The sequence below is a fragment of the Streptomyces erythrochromogenes genome, assembly GCF_036170895.1.
Taxonomy (GTDB): Bacteria; Actinomycetota; Actinomycetes; order Streptomycetales; family Streptomycetaceae; genus Streptomyces; species Streptomyces erythrochromogenes.
Genome location: NZ_CP108036.1, coordinates 4,850,672 through 4,870,436, shown reverse-complemented (window position 1 = coordinate 4,870,436; position 19,765 = coordinate 4,850,672). Strand labels below are relative to the sequence as shown.

Annotated in this window: 20 protein-coding genes and 1 pseudogene; 11 read left to right on the top strand and 10 right to left on the bottom strand. The window is 71.2% G+C overall.

The genetic code is table 11. The annotated features are described in order from the left end of the window. Positions 1–118: 118 nt before the first annotated feature. Complete coding sequence (gene glp / locus OHA91_RS22250; protein WP_051893143.1) at positions 119–1,501, bottom strand: molybdotransferase-like divisome protein Glp; 1,383 nt, start codon at positions 1,499–1,501, stop codon at positions 119–121. A 4-nt stretch (positions 1,502–1,505) separates the two neighbouring features. After that, positions 1,506–2,408, bottom strand: a complete 903-nt coding sequence (galU, locus tag OHA91_RS22245; protein WP_031150690.1) for a UTP--glucose-1-phosphate uridylyltransferase GalU — start codon at positions 2,406–2,408, stop codon at positions 1,506–1,508. 91 nt (positions 2,409–2,499) lie between these two features. Here galU and OHA91_RS22240 point away from each other — a divergent pair, with 91 nt between their 5' ends. Next, positions 2,500–3,114 carry a 5-formyltetrahydrofolate cyclo-ligase gene (locus tag OHA91_RS22240; protein ID WP_031150688.1) on the top strand — a complete coding sequence of 205 codons (615 nt, stop codon included), beginning with the start codon at positions 2,500–2,502 and terminating at the stop codon, positions 3,112–3,114. Positions 3,115–3,120: 6 nt separating this feature from the next. Here the strand turns inward: OHA91_RS22240 and OHA91_RS22235 are convergent, their stop codons facing one another. Then, positions 3,121–5,991, bottom strand: coding sequence for a penicillin acylase family protein (locus OHA91_RS22235; protein ID WP_328739833.1), 2,871 nt, complete (start codon positions 5,989–5,991; stop codon positions 3,121–3,123). Positions 5,992–6,232: 241 nt separating this feature from the next. On the opposite strand from OHA91_RS22235, the gene OHA91_RS22230 reads away from it, so the two are divergent. The 7 genes from OHA91_RS22230 to mscL all read left to right on the top strand — a co-directional run bounded on the left by OHA91_RS22230 (position 6,233) and on the right by mscL (position 12,911). Then, on the top strand, positions 6,233–7,804 hold the full coding sequence (locus OHA91_RS22230; protein ID WP_381700361.1) for a potassium/proton antiporter: 1,572 nt from the start codon (positions 6,233–6,235) through the stop codon (positions 7,802–7,804). 368 nt (positions 7,805–8,172) lie between these two features. Beyond that, positions 8,173–9,549, top strand: a complete 1,377-nt coding sequence (locus OHA91_RS22225) for an MFS transporter (RefSeq protein ID WP_031150682.1) — start codon at positions 8,173–8,175, stop codon at positions 9,547–9,549. Between the two features lie 67 nt (positions 9,550–9,616). Next, positions 9,617–9,934: an FmdB family zinc ribbon protein gene (locus tag OHA91_RS22220; RefSeq protein ID WP_031150680.1), complete on the top strand. Its 318-nt coding sequence runs from the start codon at positions 9,617–9,619 to the stop codon at positions 9,932–9,934. Between the two features lie 75 nt (positions 9,935–10,009). Further along, positions 10,010–10,843 (top strand): S-methyl-5'-thioadenosine phosphorylase, encoded by an 834-nt coding sequence (locus tag OHA91_RS22215; protein WP_031150678.1) that lies wholly within the window; start codon positions 10,010–10,012, stop codon positions 10,841–10,843. 110 nt (positions 10,844–10,953) lie between these two features. Then, positions 10,954–11,511, top strand: coding sequence for a carboxymuconolactone decarboxylase family protein (locus OHA91_RS22210; RefSeq protein ID WP_031150676.1), 558 nt, complete (start codon positions 10,954–10,956; stop codon positions 11,509–11,511). A 344-nt stretch (positions 11,512–11,855) separates the two neighbouring features. Beyond that, positions 11,856–12,287, top strand: coding sequence for a hypothetical protein (locus OHA91_RS22205; protein WP_328739832.1), 432 nt, complete (start codon positions 11,856–11,858; stop codon positions 12,285–12,287). 123 nt (positions 12,288–12,410) lie between these two features. Beyond that, entirely contained in the window at positions 12,411–12,911 is a 501-nt protein-coding gene (mscL, locus tag OHA91_RS22200) for a large conductance mechanosensitive channel protein MscL (protein WP_266500613.1), read from the top strand. Positions 12,912–12,933: 22 nt separating this feature from the next. Here mscL and OHA91_RS22195 read toward each other — a convergent pair whose 3' ends face one another. The 6 genes and pseudogenes from OHA91_RS22195 to OHA91_RS22165 all read right to left on the bottom strand — a co-directional run bounded on the left by OHA91_RS22195 (position 12,934) and on the right by OHA91_RS22165 (position 16,438). After that, on the bottom strand, positions 12,934–13,146 hold the full coding sequence (locus OHA91_RS22195; protein WP_031150671.1) for a hypothetical protein: 213 nt from the start codon (positions 13,144–13,146) through the stop codon (positions 12,934–12,936). Positions 13,147–13,183: 37 nt separating this feature from the next. Continuing rightward, positions 13,184–13,426 (bottom strand): hypothetical protein, encoded by a 243-nt coding sequence (locus OHA91_RS22190; protein ID WP_266500610.1) that lies wholly within the window; start codon positions 13,424–13,426, stop codon positions 13,184–13,186. Between the two features lie 18 nt (positions 13,427–13,444). Then, complete coding sequence (locus OHA91_RS22185; protein ID WP_158714772.1) at positions 13,445–13,597, bottom strand: hypothetical protein; 153 nt, start codon at positions 13,595–13,597, stop codon at positions 13,445–13,447. A gap of 2 nt (positions 13,598–13,599) precedes the next feature. After that, positions 13,600–13,968: a hypothetical protein gene (locus tag OHA91_RS22180; RefSeq protein ID WP_328739828.1), complete on the bottom strand. Its 369-nt coding sequence runs from the start codon at positions 13,966–13,968 to the stop codon at positions 13,600–13,602. A 263-nt stretch (positions 13,969–14,231) separates the two neighbouring features. Then, positions 14,232–15,490, bottom strand: a pseudogene (locus OHA91_RS22170) (pyruvate formate lyase family protein); the annotation flags it as partial. A gap of 201 nt (positions 15,491–15,691) precedes the next feature. Beyond that, positions 15,692–16,438 (bottom strand): helix-turn-helix domain-containing protein, encoded by a 747-nt coding sequence (locus OHA91_RS22165; protein ID WP_328739826.1) that lies wholly within the window; start codon positions 16,436–16,438, stop codon positions 15,692–15,694. A gap of 243 nt (positions 16,439–16,681) precedes the next feature. Here OHA91_RS22165 and OHA91_RS22160 point away from each other — a divergent pair, with 243 nt between their 5' ends. The 3 genes from OHA91_RS22160 to OHA91_RS22150 are packed head-to-tail and all read left to right on the top strand — an operon-like array spanning position 16,682 to position 19,136. Then, positions 16,682–17,350, top strand: coding sequence for a DUF4097 family beta strand repeat-containing protein (locus OHA91_RS22160; RefSeq protein ID WP_328739825.1), 669 nt, complete (start codon positions 16,682–16,684; stop codon positions 17,348–17,350). A gap of 41 nt (positions 17,351–17,391) precedes the next feature. Beyond that, positions 17,392–18,348 carry an ATP-binding cassette domain-containing protein gene (locus tag OHA91_RS22155; RefSeq protein WP_031150660.1) on the top strand — a complete coding sequence of 319 codons (957 nt, stop codon included), beginning with the start codon at positions 17,392–17,394 and terminating at the stop codon, positions 18,346–18,348. Beyond that, the gene (locus tag OHA91_RS22150) at positions 18,345–19,136 is read left to right on the top strand and encodes an ABC transporter permease (protein ID WP_328739824.1); all 792 of its coding nucleotides are present in this window, start codon (positions 18,345–18,347) and stop codon (positions 19,134–19,136) included. Before OHA91_RS22155 ends, OHA91_RS22150 begins: the two co-directional genes overlap by 4 nt. 113 nt (positions 19,137–19,249) lie before the next feature. Here OHA91_RS22150 and OHA91_RS22145 read toward each other — a convergent pair whose 3' ends face one another. Then, complete coding sequence (locus OHA91_RS22145; RefSeq protein ID WP_328739822.1) at positions 19,250–19,672, bottom strand: MFS transporter; 423 nt, start codon at positions 19,670–19,672, stop codon at positions 19,250–19,252. Positions 19,673–19,765 lie beyond the last annotated feature (93 nt).

The following is a 19,765-nucleotide window of genomic DNA, read 5'->3' as shown; positions in this document are numbered from 1 at the left end:
TGCCGCTCCGCTCTGGGCCCCCGGGGGCCTGTGTGGTGCGACACACGCTACCCGCACAGGCCGCCGGAGGGGCGCGCCGGGGGAACGGGTCCGGGCGCGCGGAAACGGACGCCGCGGATCAGCCGAGCAGGACCACTTCCAGCTCGGTGCCGGGCTCCACCGAGGTGACGTCTTCCGGTACGACCATCAGCGAGTCGGCGTGCGCCAGTGCGGCGATCAGGTGGGAGCCGGATCCGCCCACCGGACTGACCGTGCCGCTCTCGGCGTCGTACTTTCCGCGCAGGAACTGGCGGCGGCCGGCCGGGGAGCCCAGTGCCTTGTCGGCCTTCAGAACGGCCCGCACGCTCGGCCGCCGGACCTCGGACTCCGGCAGCCCCATGAGGGCGCGGATCGCGGGGCGCACGAACAGCTCGAAGGAGACGTACGAGGAGACCGGGTTGCCGGGCAGCGCCAGCAGCGGGGTGTGGTCGGGGCCGATCGTGCCGAAGCCCTGCGGCTTGCCGGGCTGCATGGCCAGCTTGCGGAAGTCGATCCGGGTCGCGTCCACGTCCACGTCGTCCTCGCCCGGGCCGGCGGAACCGGACGACGGGACCGAGCCGACCGAGGAGAGCGCCTCCTTGACCACGTCGTAGGCGCCGACGCTGACCCCGCCCGTGGTGACCAGCAGGTCGGCCCGGATCAGCTGGTCCTCGATGGTGGAGCGCAGGGTGTCGGCGTCGTCCGCGACGGCGCCGACCCGGTAGGCGATGGCTCCGGCGTCCCGCGCGGCCGCCGCCAGCGCGAAGCTGTTGGAGTCGTAGATCGTGCCGGCGGTGAGCGGCTCGCCGGGCTGGACCAGCTCGCTGCCGGTGGACAGGACCACCACGCGCGGGCGCGGGCGCACCCGGACGGTGCCGCGCCCGATGGCGGCCAGCAGGGCGATCTGCGGCGGGCCGAGGACGGTCCCGGCCGCGAGGGCGAGGTCGCCCGCCTGGACGTCGCTGCCGCGCGCGCGGACGTGCGCCCGCGCCTCGGCCGCGCGGTGCACCCGTACCTCGCCGCCCGCCTGCTCGGGGGCGGCGCTGGCCGGGGTCATCCCGGCGGCGGCGCCGCCTCCGGTGCCGCCGTCGGTCCACTCCACCGGTACGACGGCTTCCGCACCGGGCGGCAGCGGGGCGCCGGTCATGATCCGGGCGGCCTCGCCGGGGCCCACGGTGGGCAGCTCACCGCTGCCCGCCGCGACGTCCCCGACGACCGCCAGCACCGCGGGAAACTCCTCGCTCGCACCCTGGACGTCGGCCGTGCGGACGGCGTAGCCGTCCATGGAGCTGTTGTCGAAGGGCGGGAGGGCGACGGGCACGGTGACGTCCTCGACCAGGACACAGCCCTGGGCGTCCAGCAGCTGGAGCTCGATCGGCTCCAGCGGCCGGACGGCCCCGAGGACGTCCGCCAGGTGCTCGTCCACGGACCACAGACGGTGGCCGCCCGCCGGTCGTGGATGCTGCGGTGCGGAACTGCTCAAGGTGCTACATCTCCTCCGTGACGTAACGGTGAAGCCAGGTGCGGAACTCGGGGCCCAGGTCCTCGCGCTCGCACGCGAGGCGGACGATGGCCCGCAGGTAGTCGCCGCGGTCCCCGGTGTCGTAGCGACGGCCCCGGAAGACCACGCCGTGCACCGGGCCGCCCACGCTCTCGTCGGCGGCCAGCTTCTGCAGGGCGTCGGTGAGCTGGATCTCCCCACCGCGGCCCGGCTCGGTCTCCCGCAGTATGTCGAAGATCGCGGGGTTGAGGACGTAGCGGCCGATAACCGCGAAATTGCTGGGGGCGTCCTGGGGCTCCGGCTTCTCGACGAGGCCGGTGATGCGGACCACGTCCGCCTCGTCGGTGGCCTCGACGGCGGCGCAGCCGTAGAGGTGGACGCTGGCCGGGTCGACCTCCATGAGGGCGATGACGGTGCCGCCGGTGCGGGCGTAGATGTCGGCCATCTGACGCAGGAGCGGGTCGCGCGGGTCGATGAGGTCGTCACCGAGGAGGACGGCGAAGGGCTCGCGGCCGACGTGCGGCTCGGCGCACAGCACCGCGTGGCCGAGGCCGCGCGGGTCGCCCTGGCGGACGTAGTGCATGGTCGCGAGGTCGCTGGATTCCTGGACCTTCTTCAGGCGGTCGTCGTCGCCCTTGGCGATGAGGGCCGACTCCAGCTCGTAGTTGCGGTCGAAGTGGTCTTCCAGGGCACGCTTGTTACGCCCAGTGATCATGAGGACGTCGTCGAGCCCGGCCGCCACGGCCTCCTCGACCACGTACTGGATGGCCGGCTTGTCCACAACCGGGAGCATTTCCTTCGGGGTCGCCTTGGTCGCCGGAAGGAAGCGGGTACCGAGGCCAGCGGCCGGAATGACGGCCTTCTTGATCACGGGGTGCAACATAGTCATGGCCAGAACGATAGTGGGTCCTGCCGAACACCCGACGAGATCGCGGTTGGTAGGTCCATATATGCCCTTATTCGAAGGAAATTTGATTCTCGTGGCAGAGAACCCGCCCACCGCGTCCGCCAAGTCCGAGCTGCGCCGGGAACTCCTCGCGGCCCGTCGCGCCTTGTCCCCCGACGCCCGCCGCACGGCGGCCGCGGCGCTCGCCGTCACCGCCCTCGACCTGCCCGAACTGGCCGGTGCGCGCACGGTGGCGGCGTACGTCTCGGTCGGCGGCGAGCCCGGCACCCGCGAGCTCCTCGACGCCCTGCGCGCGGCCGGCAAGCGGGTGCTGCTCCCCCTCCTGCTGCCCGACAACGACCTCGACTGGGCGGCGTACGAGGGACCCGGCAGCCTCGCCGAGGCCGCCCACCCGGGCAGGATGCGGCTGCTGGAACCGGCCGGCCCCCCGCTCGGCCCGGACGCGGTGACGCAGGCCGACGCGGTGCTGCTGCCCGGGCTCGCGGTGGACGGGCGCGGCATGCGGCTCGGCCGCGGCGGGGGCAGTTACGACCGCGTGCTGCAGCGGCTGGAGCGGGCCGGAGCGCACCCGGCGCTGGTCGTGCTCCTCTACGACGACGAGGTGGTCGCGCGGGTCCCGGAGGAACCGCACGACCACCCCGTCCAGGCGGTGGCCACCCCGTCGGGGGTGCGCCGCTTCAGCTCGTGACCCGGCTCACGACCCGGCCGGCTTGAGGGTCAGGGTGTCGACCGTGGCCTTCTCGACGGCGTCCTTGCCGAAGGGCCACTCCAGCAGCTCGCCCTTGGCCCACATCTGCGTCTGGTCCGTGTAGTGCGAGTTGTACGCGTGGCCCGAGGCGCCCGTGAGGTTGATCCAGCGGGACTTGTCGAGGTCGTTGAGGTTGACGACCATCCGCATCGACGGCACCCAGGTGACCCCGTAGCCGCTGGAGGCGTTCCAGCCGGTGGCGTTGACGGTCGCCTCGCCGCCGCCCACGTTCCACGGGCCGCGGTTGAGGAGCCACTGCATGAAGCCGGGGCCCTCGGTGCCGATCGTCTGGTTCTTCAGGTTCAGCTGGTGCAGCCGGCCCCAGCTCCAGGTCGACTGGTCCTTGCCGAGCTTGGCGGTCAGCTCCCAGCGGGCGTCGGCCATGGCCCGCGCGAACAGCTCGTCGCGGGTGGTGGCGGCCGGCTTGTTCAGGCCCTTGGCGGGTGCGCTCCACCACTGCGACTTCTCGTCCTTGACCAGGCGGCGGACCACCTCGAACCAGCGGTCGCCGCCGTCGGGCTGCGCGGAGTCGGCGTCGCGGGTGCCGCATTCGCGGACGGTCTTGGCGAGGTCGTCGGCCGGGCCGGTGCCGTTGTTGAGGACGTTCATGCAGCTGTCCTCGATCCGCAGCTCCTTGGGCATCTTGTCGCCGAAGGCCAGCTTGAGGATGTTGCGCCAGACCGCGTTGAAGTAGGCGGCGGCCGCCGAGTCGGACTCCTGGGTGTAGTTCCAGCCGTCCAGCAGCTTCTGCGCGGCGCGCACGCCCGGGTCCGAGACCTGGATCTTCGACAGCATCGGGGTCAGCAGCGCGGCGATCTCGCTGCTGTTGTCCATCTGCATGGTCCGCATGTCGTCGGTCGAGATCTTCCCGCCGTCCTTGATCTTCGCCTCGATGAGGTCGTTGATCCGCTGGCTGCGGGCGCCGTAGCCCCAGTCCGTGGTCAGCAGGTGCGGGTACTTGCCCGCGCCGGTCCCGTTCTCCGCGACGGCCTGGTTGGCGGTGACGATGTAGCCGCGCGAGGGGTTCTGGTCCCAGGGCAGCTCGTTCTGCGGGATGTAGCCGGCGTTGCCTTCCCGGCTGCCCTTCCAGGCGTACTTGGAGTCCCAGCCCGGGGCGGGCATCCGGCCGTCGCCCTGGCCGCGGACCGGGATGCGGCCCGGGGCCTGGTAGCCGATGTTGCCGTTGGCGCCCTTGTTGTCGGCGTAGATCAGGTTCTGGGAGGGCACCTCGAAGTCGGCGGCCGCCTTGCGGAAGTCGTCGAAGCCCTTGGCCTGGTTGAGCTTGAAGACCGCGTCCATGCTCTTGCCCGGGTCCAGCGCGGTCCAGCGCAGGGCGATGGCGTAACCGTCGCCGCGGTCGGGCGCGGAGCTGTCGACGGGGGCGCGGGTGCCGACCGTACCGAGCTCCGCGCTGCGGTCGGAGACGAGCGGGCCGTTGTTGGTGGTGCGGACGGTGATCTTCTTGCTGGCGCCGCCCGCGATCTTGATGACCTCTTCGCGGGAGGTGAAGGGGAGCACCCGGTTGTCGTAGACGTAGCCCTCGGGCTTGATCTGCTCCAGGTAGAGGTCGGTGACGTCGGCGCCGAGGTTGGTCATGCCCCAGGCGATGTCGGTGTTGTGGCCGATGACCACGCCGGGCATGCCGGAGAAGGTGTAGCCGGCCACGTCGTACTTGCACTGGGCCGAGACGGCGCGGCAGTGCAGGCCCATCTGGTACCAGACCGAGGGCAGTTGCGGCGACAGGTGCGGGTCGTTGGCGAGCAGCGGCTTGCCGGTGGTCGTGTACTTGCCCGAGATGACCCAGGAGTTCGAGCCGATGCCGCTGCCGTTGGGGCCGAGGATGGCCGGGACCTTCTCCAGGGTGTCGGCGAGGGCGCTGAGCTGGGTGCGCAGGCCCACGGTCGCGCCCTGGGCGGTGGCGTTGCCGGCGAGGCCGGTGGCGTCACCGGCGGCCGGGGCGGTGGAGGCCTGGTTGGCGACGGTGCCGCCGGAGCCGGACCCGCTGCCGGAGCCCGAGCCGCTGCCCGAGCCGGAGCCGGAGTTCCCGGTCTGGCCCTGGGGGGTGTACTTGCCGCCGTCGACCTTGCCGCCCTCGACGACCGGCTTGTTCCGGTCGAACGGGTACGGCGGGTAGAGCTCGGCGATCTGCGCCTGCGAGAGCTTGCTCGCCATCAGCGCGCGGTCGATCTCGTCCTGCATGTTGCCGCGCAGGTCCCAGGCCATCGCCTTGAGCCAGGCCACCGAGTCCACCGGCGACCACTGCTCGGGCTGGTAGCCGTCGCTGAGCTTGAGGGCGGCGTGCTCGACCGAGAGGGTCTTGCCGGACTTCCCCTTCAGGTACGCGTTGACCCCGTCGGCGTAGGCCTGCAGATTCTTCTTCGTCTCGGCGGAGAGCCTGGTGTCGTACTCCTCCTGCGCGACCTGGCGCCAGCCCAGCGTGCGCAGGAAGGCGTCGGTCTCGACCTGGCCGGCGCCGAACATCTCGGAGAGCCGCCCCGAGGTCATGTGGCGGCGTACGTCCATCTCCCAGAAGCGGTCCTGCGCGTGCACGAAGCCCTGCGCGCGGAAGAGGTCGTCGTCGCTGTCCGCGTAGAGCTGGGGAATGCCGTTGGCATCGCGCTTCACCTCGACCGTCCCCTTCAGGCCGGGCACGTCGAGGGAGCCGGTCGTCTGGGGGAAGGAGGCGCGCACGCCGTCCACGCTCCAGTACGCCCCGTAGCCGAGGCCCGCGACGAGTCCCAGGACCAGTACGAGCACGATCAGACGGGCGCGTCGCCCCTTCTTCTTGGCGGGAGGAGCGGTTTCGTTGGCGGGCATCGCTGTCCTTAGAGGGGCAGGGTGGTCCTGGGAGTGCTGGGAGCAACCATAGGCGCAGGACCCACTCCGTTGATCCGCCAGGGGTGGAGGCCGTGTGGAGGGCCTGTATCCCGCGGCCGCCCGGGAGGCGGTCCGAAATGGATCTACAAGGAGTCCCGCGGTCCCGAGGACAGGGGCGAACAGCCGTTTCACAATGTGGTTATCGCGTAAAGGGCGCGTCAAAGATTAGGTAAGGTAACGAATTACTTGCCGAACTTGTCGCCGGGAGGATCGATCCGCCGGGCGCATTGAGGAGGGCCGCCCGCTGACTGTCCACACGCTCAATGAGCTCCTGCTGGTCTGCTCGCTCGTACTGCTCGTCGCCGTTGCCGCGGTGCGGGTCTCGTCACGCAGCGGCCTGCCCAGCCTGCTCATCTACCTCGGCATAGGCGTCGCCATAGGCCAGGACGGCATCGGGAACGTCGTTTTCGACAACGCCGAGCTGACCCAGGTCATCGGCTACGCCGCCCTCGTCGTGATCCTCGCCGAGGGCGGTCTGGGCACCAAGTGGAAAGAGATCAAGCCGGCCCTGCCGGCCGCGATCATGCTGTCCCTGGTGGGTGTGGCGATCAGTGTGGGCGTGACGGCGGCGGGGGCGCACTACCTCGTCGGACTCGAATGGCGCCAGGCGCTGCTGATCGGCGCGGTCGTCTCCTCGACCGACGCCGCGGCCGTCTTCTCCGTGCTGCGCAAGGTCCCGCTGCCGTCCCGGATCACGGGCGTCCTGGAGGCCGAGTCCGGCTTCAACGACGCACCCGTCGTGATCCTGGTGGTGGCCTTCTCCACGGTCGGCCCGGTGGACGACTGGTACGTCCTGCTCGGCAAGATCGCCCTGGAGCTCGCGATCGGCGCCGCGATCGGCCTGGCCGTCGGCTTCCTCGGCGCCTACGGCCTGCGGCACGTGGCCCTGCCCGCCTCCGGCCTCTACCCGATCGCCGTAATGGCCATCGCGATCGTGGCGTACGCGGCCGGCGCGATGGCGCACGGCTCCGGCTTCCTCGCGGTGTACCTGGCGGCGATGGTCCTGGGCAACGCCAAGCTCCCGCACTGGCCGGCCACGCGCGGCTTCGCCGACGGGCTCGGCTGGATCGCCCAGATCGGCATGTTCGTCCTGCTGGGCCTGCTGGTCACGCCGCACGAGCTGGTCCGCGACTTCTGGCCCGCGGTCGTCATCGGCCTGGTGCTGACGATGGTGGCGCGGCCCCTGGAGGTCTTCCTCAGCCTGCTGCCCTTCCGGATCCCCTGGCAGGAGCAGGTCCTGATGTCGTGGGCGGGCCTGCGCGGCGCCGTGCCCATCATCCTGGCGACCATTCCGATGGTGTCCGGGATCGAGGGCAGCGACCGCGTCTTCAACATCGTCTTCGTGCTGGTCGTCGTCTACACCCTGGTGCAGGGGCCGACCCTGCCCTGGCTGGCGCGCAAGCTGGACCTCGGGCGGGGCATGGAGACCGCGTCCGACCTCGGCATCGAGTCTGCGCCGCTGGAGAAGCTGCGCGGACACCTGCTGTCCTTCGCCATCCCGCCGGCCTCGCGGATGCACGGCGTCGAGGTGAGCGAGCTGCGGCTGCCGCCCGGGGCCTCGGTCACGCTGGTCGTCCGGGACGCCAAGAGCTTCGTACCGGCGCCGTCGACGGTGCTGCGGCGCGGGGACGAGCTGCTGGTGGTGGCCACGGACCCGGTCCGGGACGCGGCGGAGGCGCGGCTGCGGGCGGTGGCCAGGGGCGGCAAGCTGGCGGGCTGGCTGGGAACCGGAAACGGGCACAGGCCGCATTAGAGCGGCGTTCTAATTCGGTCGGGTTCGGTGAGATCTGACCGCCCTTATCCGGATATACAGGTGTCTTGACCTGCGAACCTCCCGTTAATCGCAGGTGAAGACACGGATTGTCGGCGCAATCACAGGGCGTGATATCGGCTTTCCCTGTACGATGAAGGCACAACAGATCGAACCAACTCTGCCTGACGCAGAGCTGGCGCGACCGCAAAGCGGCCGTGGCTCCCTCCCGCAGTGGGCGCCCAGGTATCACTCGGTTCTGCGCAAGAGGACAGCTCTCGGGGCTCCCAACACGTACGGGTGCGACCGCTCACAAAGCACGGCACCGTCCGCAGACGGGGAGTTCTACCAGGCAGCGGAAAGGCAAGGCCGTGACATCCGCGGTCACGACCGACACGTCCGCCCGCCCCGGCTACGGGCAGCTGCTGCGCACACCCGGCGCCCTCGGCTTCGTACTCCCCGGCTTCGCAGCCCGGCTCCCCTTCGGCATGCTGACCATCAGCATCCTGCTGCTGGTCCAGCACACCACCGGTTCCTACGGCAGCGCCGGCATCGTCGCCGCCGTCACCGGCATCTCGATGGCCCTCTCCGCCCCGCTGATGGGCATCTTCACCGACCGGTTCGGCCAGAGCGCCGTGCTGGTTCCCGTGGTCCTCGCGCACTCCGCCGCCGTGAGCGGCCTGGCCGCCCTCGCGCTGGCCGGCGCCCCCGTCTGGGCGCTGGCGCTGGCCGCCGTGCCCACCGGCGCCTCCGTGCCGCAGGTCGGACCGATGGTCCGGGCTCGCTGGGCCGCCAGGCTGGAGGGCTCGCCGCTGCTGCCGACGGCCGCCGCCTTCGAATCCGTCACCGACGAGTTCACCTTCGTCGTCGGCCCGGTCCTGGCGACCGCGCTGTGCACCGGCGTCCACCCGGCGGCCGGCCTGGTCACCGAGGCCACGCTGACGCTGATCGGCGGTCTGCTCTTCGCGGCCCGTCGCGCCTCCCAGCCCAGGACGCACGCCCCGTCGGCCACCGGCGAGAAGCGCGCCTTCGCGCTGTCCTACCCGGGCCTGCGGGTCCTGATCTTCGCCTTCCTCGGGATCGGCGCCGTCTTCGGCGGCATGCAGGTCTCGCTCGCCGCCTTCTCCAACGAGATCGGCAACCCCGGCGCCAACGGCCTGCTCTACGGCGTCTTCGCGGCCGGCAACATGATCGCGGGCATCGCCATGGGCGCCGTCGCGTGGAAGATCGGCCCGCGCCGCCGGCTGATCCTCGGCTACATCGGCCTCACCGCCGCCGCGTCCGTCCTGTGGGCCGCGCACTCGATGATCCTGCTGGGCGCGCTCGGCCTGGTCGTCGGCCTGTTCATCGCCCCGGCCCTGATCACCGGCTACACGATGGTCGAGCAGCTGGTCCCCGCGAACGCCCGGACCGAGGCCTTCACCTGGCTGACCGGCTCGATCGCCTTCGGGCAGGCCATCGCGGTCATCCTGGCCGGCCGCCTGACGGACGCGCACGGGTCCTCGTACGGCTTCCTGGTGCCGATGGCGGCCACCGCGCTGGCGCTGGCCACCCTGCTGGCGCTGCGCGCCAAGCTGGCGCCGAAGGCCCCGAGCCGGATCGTGAACGCGTCCGCGCCCGGAACCGAGGCCGCCGCTCGCGCCGAGGCCACGGCTTCGGCCACCCCCTCGCCGGCGCCCGCGCCGACGTCCCGTAACCGGGTGAACGAGCGTGGGATGGGTCACCGCGTGCCGGTGACGGTGGACTGATCCGCCGGAATACGTCACCATGGAGCGTCGTTAGCACTCATTGAGTCAGAGTGCCAGGAGGAAATTCGTGCCGACCTACCAGTACCAGTGCACCGAGTGCGGCGAGGGCCTTGAGGCCGTGCAGAAGTTCACCGATGACGCGCTGACCGTGTGCCCGAACTGCGACGGACGCCTGAAGAAGGTGTTCTCCGCGGTCGGCATCGTCTTCAAGGGCTCCGGTTTCTACCGGAACGACAGCCGTGGCGCCTCGTCGAGCAGCACCCCTGCATCGAAGCCCGCGTCGAGCTCGTCGTCGTCCTCGACGTCGACCGCCGCGACCGCTCCCGCCGCTTCGTCCTCCTCGACGTCGTCGAGCACGAGCAGCAGCTCCACGTCGGCCGCCTGATCGCTCCCTCCCGAGGCCCCGCACGCCCCCTACCGGGCAGCGGGGCCTCAGGCATGCCCGGTTAGGGTGAGTGACATGGCGAACGCAGAGATCGGTGTCATCGGCGGCTCGGGCTTCTACTCCTTCCTGGAGGACGTCTCCGAGATCCAGGTGGAGACCCCGTACGGGCCTCCCAGCGACTCCCTGTACATGGGCGAGCTGGCCGGCCGCCCGGTGGCCTTCCTGCCCCGGCACGGGCGCAGCCACACGGTCCCGCCACACAAGATCAACTACCGGGCGAACCTCTGGGCCCTGCGCTCGGTGGGTGTCCGCCAGGTGCTCGGCCCGTGCGCGGTCGGCGGCCTGCGGTCCGAGTACGGGCCGGGCACGCTGCTCGTTCCCGACCAGCTGGTCGACCGTACGCAGAGCCGCGTGCAGACCTTCTTCGACGGGGTTCCGCTCCCGGACGGGTCCGTTCCGAACGTCGTGCACACCACCTTCGCCGACCCGTACTGCCCGGTGGGCCGGTCCGTGGCGGTGGCCGCGGCCCGCGGGCGGGACTGGGAGCCGGTGGACGGCGGCACCATGGTCGTCGTCGAAGGGCCGCGCTTCTCGACGCGTGCCGAGTCCCGCTGGTACGCCTCGGCGGGCTGGTCGGTGATCGGCATGACGGGGCACCCGGAGGCGATCCTCGCCCGTGAGCTGGGGCTCTGCTACACCTCGATGGCCCTGGTCACGGACCTGGACGCGGGCGCCGAGACCGGTGAGGGCGTCTCCCACACCGAGGTGCTGAAGGTGTTCGGCGAGAACGTCGGCCGCCTGCGCGAGGTCCTCTTCGACGCGGTGGCGGCGCTGCCCGCGACGGCGACCCGCGACTGCCTGTGCACGCACGCGCTGGACGGCTGGGACCTGGGCATCGAACTCCCGTAGTCCGGGGCTGCCTCATCGCGGGCTGTCCGGGGCTGTCACATCCGGGGCGGCTGTCCTGTCTTCCCCTGTGAAGGCCCATTCGGGACAGACCGCTCCGGGAGATGACAGTCATGCCGCGTATCTCGCTCACGCCGCCCCGCACCCTGCTGACGCGCATCGGCGCCTGGTACTCGCGCCGCACCTACGGCAAGGTGCTCGACCCCGGCCAGGCCTACGGGCACAACGCGCGCGTGCTGTTCTCGTACGTCCGCCTGGAACAGCGGGCGGCGAAGTGGAACGCGCTGGACGCCGGCCTGAAGCACCTCGCCGTGATGGCGGCGGCGGCCCGCATCAACTGTTCGTGGTGCATGGACTTCGGCTACTGGGAAGGCCACGAGCAGGGGATGGCGGCGGAGAAGATCGAGCGGGTGCCGCAGTGGCGGGAGGCCCGCGAGGTGTTCACCGAGCTGGAGCTGCTGGTCATGGAGTATGCCGAGGCCATGACCGTGACCGAACCGGCGGTCACCGACGAGCTGGCCGCGGCGCTGATCGCGCGGCTCGGCGAGGCGGCGTTCGTCGAGCTCACGGCGGTGGTCGCGCTGGAGAACTGGCGCTCGCGCGTCAACAGCGCCTTCGGCCTGACCAGTCAGGGATTCTCGGAGTCCTGCCGGGTGCCGGCGAAGCGCTGACGGCGGTCACCAGCACGGCCGGGGGCGACCTCGCCGACATCGGCGTCGGGGCGGGTGCCCGTCGCCCTGGCGGGTGACGGGCTTTTCCACAGGCTGGGGACCGTCCACAGGCGTGAGCGGGATGCGCGGCGAGGCCGGATCGTGGGGTGTGCCCGGGCGGTGGGTCCGGGCACAGGAACTCACTCCGTTCGGTGGTGCTCGTCATGTCCCGTACTTCCGCGGCCTTTTCGCCCGCGTCTGCGACCTCCGCTCCGACTTGCTCTCCGGTTTCCGCTCCGGCCTCCGCTCGGGCCTCCTCCACGTGTCCCCCGTCGCGTCCCGTCCCGCCCTTCCCGCCACTGCGTGTGGGGCGGGGATCCGGGCGGCTGCGCCGGGCCGTGCGGCGCCGGCGGCGGGCAGCCTCGGCCGCCCTGGCCGTCGTCGCCGCGGCGCTGGCCGTGGGAGGCGCCGAGGCTCAGGCCTCCCGGAGCGCGCCGCCGCCCGTGGTGAAACCGCCGCCGCCGGCGGCGGTGCGGATGGTCTCGGCGCCCGTGCGCATCGCGGACGCCGCGACGGTGCGGCTGCTGCGGCCCGGGGACCGGGTCGACGTGGTGGCGGCGGAGCGCGCGCAGCAGCCCAGGGTGGTGGCGGCGGGGGCCAGGGTCGCCGAAGTCCCCGCTCCTGACAAGGGTGTTGGGGACGGCGGGGCGCTGGTCGTCCTGTCCGTGCCGAGGGACACCGCGCGGGCCCTGGTGGGGGCGGGTGCGACGGCGCGGCTGGCGGTGACGTTGTGCTGATCCGTACGCACGATCAGTCGGTTCACCTCAAAGTGACGGCCGATTGGACACACCTCTCCCGGACTGCCGTAGCTTTCGGAACCGTTGGCTCCGTGTTTGGCTTCCGTGAAGAAGGACTCAGTGATGGGCGAGACGAAGAAGGAAAGCGTGCTGGCGGGCTTCAAGGCCTTCCTGATGCGCGGCAACGTGGTCGACCTGGCGGTGGCCGTGGTGATCGGCGCCGCGTTCACGAACATCGTGAACTCCGTGGTCAAGGGGATCATCGGCCCGGTGGTGGGCGCGGTGGGCACCAAGAGCCTGGACGGCTACAAGTCCTGTCTGAAGGCCCCTTGCGCGATCGGCCCCGACGGTCAGCCGACCGGTGTCGAGATCCTTTGGGGGTCGGTGCTGAACGCCACGCTGACCTTCGTGATCACCGCGGCGGTCGTGTACTTCATGATGGTGCTGCCGATGGCGAAGTACCTGGCGCGCCAGGAGGACCGCCGCAAGGCCCGCGAGGGGGTCCAGGAGATCGTCGAGATCACCGAGCTGGAGGTCCTCAAGGAGATCCGGGACCACCTGGTCGCGCAGCGTGCGGGCGGCGGCGGTGTCGGGGGCCAGGCGGGTTCGCGCGACGGCTTCTGACCGCGCCGGACAACCCGGCCGGTCAGATGTGGTGCGGTGGCTTCTCGTCGAGGAAGCGGGCCAGGTCGGCCGCGCTTCCGCCGGTGGGCGGCCGCTCGCCCCAGCCCCGGTCGGTGTCGTCCGACGACTGCTGGTCCAGCGGGTCGTCGAAGACGATCCGCGGCTTCGGCCGGGGCTGCCGGGCCTCGGGTGCGGGGCTCGAGGGCTGCGGGTCGGAGGCGGGGGTGCTGCTCATGCCTCCAGAGTACGGCCGCCCCTGGTGGCGGCCCCGCTCAGCTGGGCGCCTCGGCTCCGTTGCGGGCGTAGAACCACCGGCACACGGCCCGGCAGGTGGCGTAGAAGCCGATGTTGACCATGGAGGAGGCGAGGTTCGCGCCGATGCCGCAGACGGCCGCGATCAGGGCCGGCTCCCAGTAGGACGTGCCGCACAGCTGCGACTGCGTGAAACCGAAGCCGACGTCGTTCAGTTTGACGACGGTGACCGACCAGACCTGCCAGACCACGAAGCCGAGCATCAGCGCGGGGATCGAGACCTACAGGTTGCGCTGGGCGACCCGGTGGCTGGTCGCCTCCCAGAAGCCGTCGTCCTCGGGCCGCCAGTCGCCGATGGTGGCACCCGGTTTGCAGGTCTCGCGCCGGTGCGAGCGCACCGTGTCGGGGGTGGGTGCGGGCGGGGGTATCGGCATGGTCACCGGTCCTTCGGGTCGAGGAGCCAGAGTCCGATCACGACGAGGAAGGACAGGACCAGGAATCCCGCACCCCACCAGGCCGTAGCGGTGTTGCCCTCCATCCACTCGTTGACGGTGACGGTCAGCGCCCACAGCTGTCCGACCACGACGGTGAGGGCCAGGAACAGACGGGCGTTGAGCTTCGAGGACCGCTCCGGCTCCTGCTCGGTGCCCGCGCCGGGGCCGGGGCCCGTGTGCCGCATCCGCGGATCTCTGTAGCCGCTGGTGGGGCGGATCTGCGGATAGCGTTCCCGCACCGGCCGGTTGAGCCGCGGCTGGGCGCTGACGGGTCGGTAGTCCGGGCGCGGGGGGATCCGGTCGCCGCTCATGTCCGTTTCCTCTCGGTCGCCGCGGCCCGGTGCACGCCGGGGCAGCCCAGCTGCCGGGCCATCTCGGGGCGGGAGTCGCCGAGCTGCCGGCAGAGGGCCTCCCGGGCCGTCTGATCGGACCGGGCGGTGGCGATGGCCCAGACGCTGCCGTCGGCCTGCTCGGTGAGGAAGATCCTGGGGAGCGGGCGGGGCGGCGGCCCCGCGGTCACCTCGCCGGTACGGGCGTCGAAGACGCCCTCGTGGCAGGGGCAGTACAGCTCCCCGTCGGCGCCCCGGTCCTCGCGCCACAGCACGGCGCAGGCGAACTGCATCTGCTTGCCGACGGGCATCGCCGAGACGCAGCACGCGATGGCGGTGTCGTCCCCGAACCGGGGGCGCATCAGCTCGTCGGACTCGTACTGGACCGAGGAGGTGTCGATCGATGCGCGGGCGCAGAACTCCTTGAAGCCCTGCGGCAGCCGGGGCGACCAGAAGACCGTCATGTTCGGCTCGGGGGCCGGGCCGAGGTTGTAGAGGGTCTGGAGGTAGCGGAAGGAGGTCCGGGTGACCAGCGGCCGGCCGTCCTCGCCCATCCCGGCGATCGATTCGGTGACCCAGGTCGGGTCGCCGGAGCCTGCTCTTCGGTCAGGACGCCGGCCTCGATGTCGCGCTGGAGGTAGGCGTCGACGAAGGTGGAGGTGCGGCCGAGCGACATGGCGGCGCCGTTCTGCTCCTTCACGGCGGCCAGGTAGGCGAAGTAGAGCCACTGGACGGCCTCGCGGCCCGTGGCCGCCGGCCGGGAGATGTCGTGCCCGTAGGAGGCGGCCATCTCCTTGAGCTCGGCGAGCGCGCGGATCTGCTCGGCGAGCTCCTCGCGCAGCCGGATGGTCTCCTCCAGCTAACGGTGGCGCGCGGGGAGGGAGTTCAGCTCCTCCTTCTCCTCCTTCTTGAAGGCGATGAGCCGGTCGACGCCGTAGAGGGCCACGCGGCGGTAGTCGCCGATGATGCGGCCGCGCCCGTAGGCATCGGGCAGGCCGGTCACGACGCCGGCCTTGCGGGCGGCGCGGATCTCGGGGGTGTAGGCGTCGAAGACAGCGGCGTTGTGGGTCTTGCGGTACTGCGTGAAGACCTTCTCCAGCTCCTCGGAGACCGGGTAGCCGTACGTCTCCAGGGCGCCGGCGACCATCCGCCAGCCGCCGAACGGCATGATCGCGCGCTTGAGCGGGGCGTCGGTCTACAGGCCGACGATCAGGTCCTTGTCGCGGTCGATCCAGCCGGGGGCGTGCGCGGTGATCGTCGACGGGATGTCGTGCGCGACGTCGAGCACGCCCTTGCGGCGCTCCTCCGGGAACTTGTCCGTGATCGCCTTCCACACGGCGGTGGTGCGCGCGGTGGGGCCGGCGAGGAAGGAGGCGTCGCCCTCGTAGGGGGTGTAGTTCTGCTGGATGAAGTCGCGTACGTCGACGGCGTCGCGCCACAGCCCGCCCTTGAAGCCTTCCCAGGCCCCGCCGTTCCTCGTGGTCTCCGCAGGGGTGGCAGTCATCGTCCGCACCTTCCCATCAGCTTCGTCGCGTGCCTCCATTCCACGCCTTCAGATCGATCATTTGCCGCCGCATTGGTCCCCTCCCGGGGACCAAAGGTCCTGTGGATTCGGGCGCGCCTGCGGTCAAAGCCGCCCTGACCTGGGATTTCACTGAGGCCGAAAGCCTTCCCCGGACTTGTGAATCCATTCACAAAAATTCGGTCACGCCTCGTCGTCCGTGCCGCCCGAGGGCGCTTCCGCCGCCACGTAGAGGATGTCGCGGGCCTGCTCCGCGGCGCGGGCGAGGCTTTCGGCGACGAAGTCGAGGAAGCGGGCGACGTTCTCCAGCCGGACGGCGGCCGGGGTGCCGGGGCCGAGGACACCGGCGCCCTGGCGCGCGATGTCGACCTGCTGGTTGAGGGAGCGGACGCTGGCGATCATCGACTGGTACCAGAGGTTCTCGTCGATGACGTAGCGCTCCCGGCGGCCCTCGTCGCGCTCCCGGCGGACGAGGGCCTGCCCCTCCAGGAAGGCGATCGACTTGGAGATGGACGCCGGGCTGACCTGGAGGCGCCGGACGAGCTCGGCGGCGGTCATGCTGCCGGAATCGGCGGTCAGGAGGCAGACCATCACGCGCGCGGTCATCTTGTTGGACAGGCCCGACTGCATCATCACGGCGGTGAACTGCTCTTCGTACTCGGCCACGGCCTCGGGGTCGCGGCCGTGCGGCAGGGCGGCCCGGTCCGCGCCCCGGGGCGCGGCGGCCCGGCGCCGGCGGGCCCGGCGCTCGGTGGCGCGGTGGGCCTGGTCGGCGCGGTAGCCGGAGGGGCCGCCGTTGCGCATGACCTCGCGGGTGACCGTGGAGGTCGGACGGTCCAGACGCCTGGCGATCTCGGCGTAGGCGAGGCCGTCGGCCACTCCCAGGGCGATCTGCTGGCGTTCCTGCTGGGTGAGCCTGCCTCCCGGCATCGCGGTCTCCTTCTGTGGCCTGTGAGGCCTCCACCATAGCGTTCACTCCCAGTCCATTGCAACGCAATCAATCTCGCCATTGCTTTAACTGCGAAGCCGTTGCAACGATTTTCGCACTCTGACCTGCAATGACAACACTTCTACGCAACGAATCAGTTGCCGTAGGTGCGAACGCAACGTAGCTTTTCCTTCATCGGAAACAGCGGGGCGCAAGGGCGCCGCTGATGGACAAGGAGAAGCACCATGCAGAAGTTCGCCACCACCGCCCCCATCGCCGCCGTCCTCGACGTCCCCGCCGGACGCATCCGCTTCATCGCCGCCGACCGCGCCGACACCACCGTCGAGATCCTCCCGGCCGACGCCGCCAAGGGCCGCGACGTGAAGGCCGCCGAGCAGATCACGGTCGAGTACGGCGACGGCGTCCTGCGGATCGGGGCCGCGGAGCCGAAGAACCGGATCCTCGGCGCCCCCGGAGCCGTCGAGGTGACCGTCCAGCTCCCCGCCGGCTCCCGCGTCGAGGCCAAGACCGCCAGCGCCGAGATCCGGGGCGTCGGACGGCTCGGCGACGTCACCCTCGACAGCGCGCACGGCGAGGTCAAGCTCGACGAGACCGCGGGCGCCCGCCTCACCCTCCAGGCCGGCGACATCACCGTCGGCCGCCTCGGCGGCCCCGCGGAGCTCCGTACCCAGAAGGGCGACCTGCACGTCACCGAGGCCGTCCACGGCACGGTCGTCCTGCAGACGCAGGCCGGCGACATCTCCGTCGGCGCCGCCCGCGGAGCCGACGCCACCCTCGATGCCGGCACCTCCTACGGCCGCGTCCGCAACGCCCTCAAGAACACCGGCGGCGGCACGACCCTCGCCATCCACGCCACCACCGCCTACGGCGACATCACCGCCCGCAGCCTCTGACCCGCAACCCCTGACCCGCAGCCCCCGAAGGAGCTCCCACCATGACCGACCCGGCCATCGCAGCCCGCGGGCTGCGCAAGTCCTACGGCGACAAGACGGTCCTCGACGGCATCGACCTGGCCGTACCGGCCGGCACGGTCTTCTCCCTGCTCGGCCCGAACGGCGCCGGCAAGACCACCGCCGTCAAGATCCTCTCCACCCTCGTCACCGCCGACGCCGGCGAACTGCACGTGGCCGGCCACGACCTGGCCGCCCACCCGCAGGCCGTGCGCGCCGCGATCGGAGTCACCGGCCAGTTCTCCGCGGTCGACGGACTGATCACCGGCGAGGAGAACATGCTCCTCATGGCGGACCTGCACCACCTGTCCAGGAGGGAAGGGCGCCGCGTCACCGGCGAACTCCTGGAGCGCTTCGACCTGGTGGAGGCCTCGAAGAAGCCCGCGGCCACCTACTCCGGCGGCATGAAGCGCCGCCTCGACATCGCCATGACCCTGGTCGGCGGGCCGCGCGTGATCTTCCTCGACGAACCGACCACCGGCCTCGACCCCCGCAGCCGCCACAACATGTGGCAGATCATCCGCGAGCTCGTCACCGGCGGCGTCACCGTCTTCCTCACCACCCAGTACCTGGAGGAGGCCGACCAGCTCGCCGACCGCATCGCCGTGCTCCACGACGGCCGGATCGCCGCGGAGGGCAGCGCCGGCGAGCTGAAGCGGCTCGTCCCGGGCGGGCACGTCAGGCTCCGCTTCACCGACCCGGCCGCCTACCGGTCCGCCGCCGGAGCCCTGCCCGGGACCACCCGCGACGACGAGGCCCTGTCCCTGCAGATCCCCAGCGACGGCAGCCAGCGCGACCTGCGCTCCGTGCTCGACCGGCTGGAATCCGCCGGCGTCGAGGCGGACGAGCTGACCGTGCACACCCCCGACCTCGACGACGTCTTCTTCGCCCTCACCGGCGGCACCGCCATCCCCGACCAGCCCAAGGAGAACGTCCGATGAGCTCCCTCTCGCTCGCCGTCCGCGACTGCTCGACGATGCTGCGCCGCAACCTCCTGCACGCCCGGCGCTACCCGTCCCTGACGCTGAACCTGCTGCTCACCCCGGTCATGCTGCTGCTGCTCTTCGTCTACATCTTCGGCGACGTGATGAGCGCGGGCATGGGGGGCGGCGGCGCCGACCGCTCCGAGTACATCGCCTACGTCGTCCCGGGCATCCTGCTGATGACCATCGGCTCCACCGTGATCGGGGCCGCGGTGTCCGTCGCCACCGACATGTCCGAGGGGATCGTCGCCCGCTTCCGCACGATGGCGATCCACCGGGGCTCCGTCCTCGTCGGGCACGTCGTCGGCAGCGTGCTGCAGTCGGTCGCCAGCGTGGTCCTCGTCGGCGCCGTCGCCGTCGCCATCGGCTTCCGCTCCGAGGACGCCACCGCCCTGGAATGGCTCGCGGCCTTCGGCCTCCTCGCCCTGTTCGCCCTCGCCCTGACCTGGATCGCGGTCGGCATGGGCATGGCCAGCCCGAACGCCGAGGCCGCCAGCAACAGCGCGATGCCGCTGATCCTCCTCCCGCTGATCTCCAGCGCGTTCACCCCGATCGAGGCGATGCCGGGCTGGTTCCAGCCGATCGCCCAGTACCAGCCCTTCACCCCCGCCATCGAGACCCTCCGCGGCCTCCTCCTCGGCACCGAGATCGGCAACAACGGCTGGATCGCGATCGCCTGGTGCCTGGGCCTCGCGGTCCTCGGCTACCGCTGGTCGGCCTCGAAGTTCGGCCAGGACCCGAAGTAGCCCGTGACCCGCCGCACCGAGGAGCGGCGTACACCGACACCGTCGGCGTACGCCGCCCCTTCCGCGGATCAGGACCGGCCCGGGCCGCGGTCACCGCACTGGGTCTGTCGGACCTAGCTCGGAGCCTCGGCACCGGGGCGGGCGTAGAACCACCAGGCCACCACGACGCAGGAGGCGTAGAAGCCCACGAAGCCCCACATCGCGCTCGTCACCGAGAAGTTGGCGAACATCGCCGGGATGAAGAAGAAGCCGTAGGCAGCGATGCCGGCCGTGAAACCGGTGACGGCGCCCGACTCGATCTCCGCCTGCCGCAGGGCCGCCGAGTGACTCGGGGTGCCCTCCGTCAGGCCCTTCAGGTGCTGCGCCCGGAAGATGACGGGGATCTGCCGGAAGGTCGAGCCGTTGCCGATGCCCGAGAAGAAGAAGGCAGCCAGGAAGCAGAGGAAGAAGCCGAAGGTGCCGACGTAGAGGTAGGTCATCAGCCAGTTGTGCTTGCGCTTGAAGATGATCTTCTGCTGGCTGACCGGTGCGGGCACCGTCCCGCGGCAGAGCAGAAGGCACCGCGGGCGACGGAACAAGGTCCCGCCGCCCGCAGTGCGTTGGTCCGGCCGTCTCCGGGCCGTGTGGGC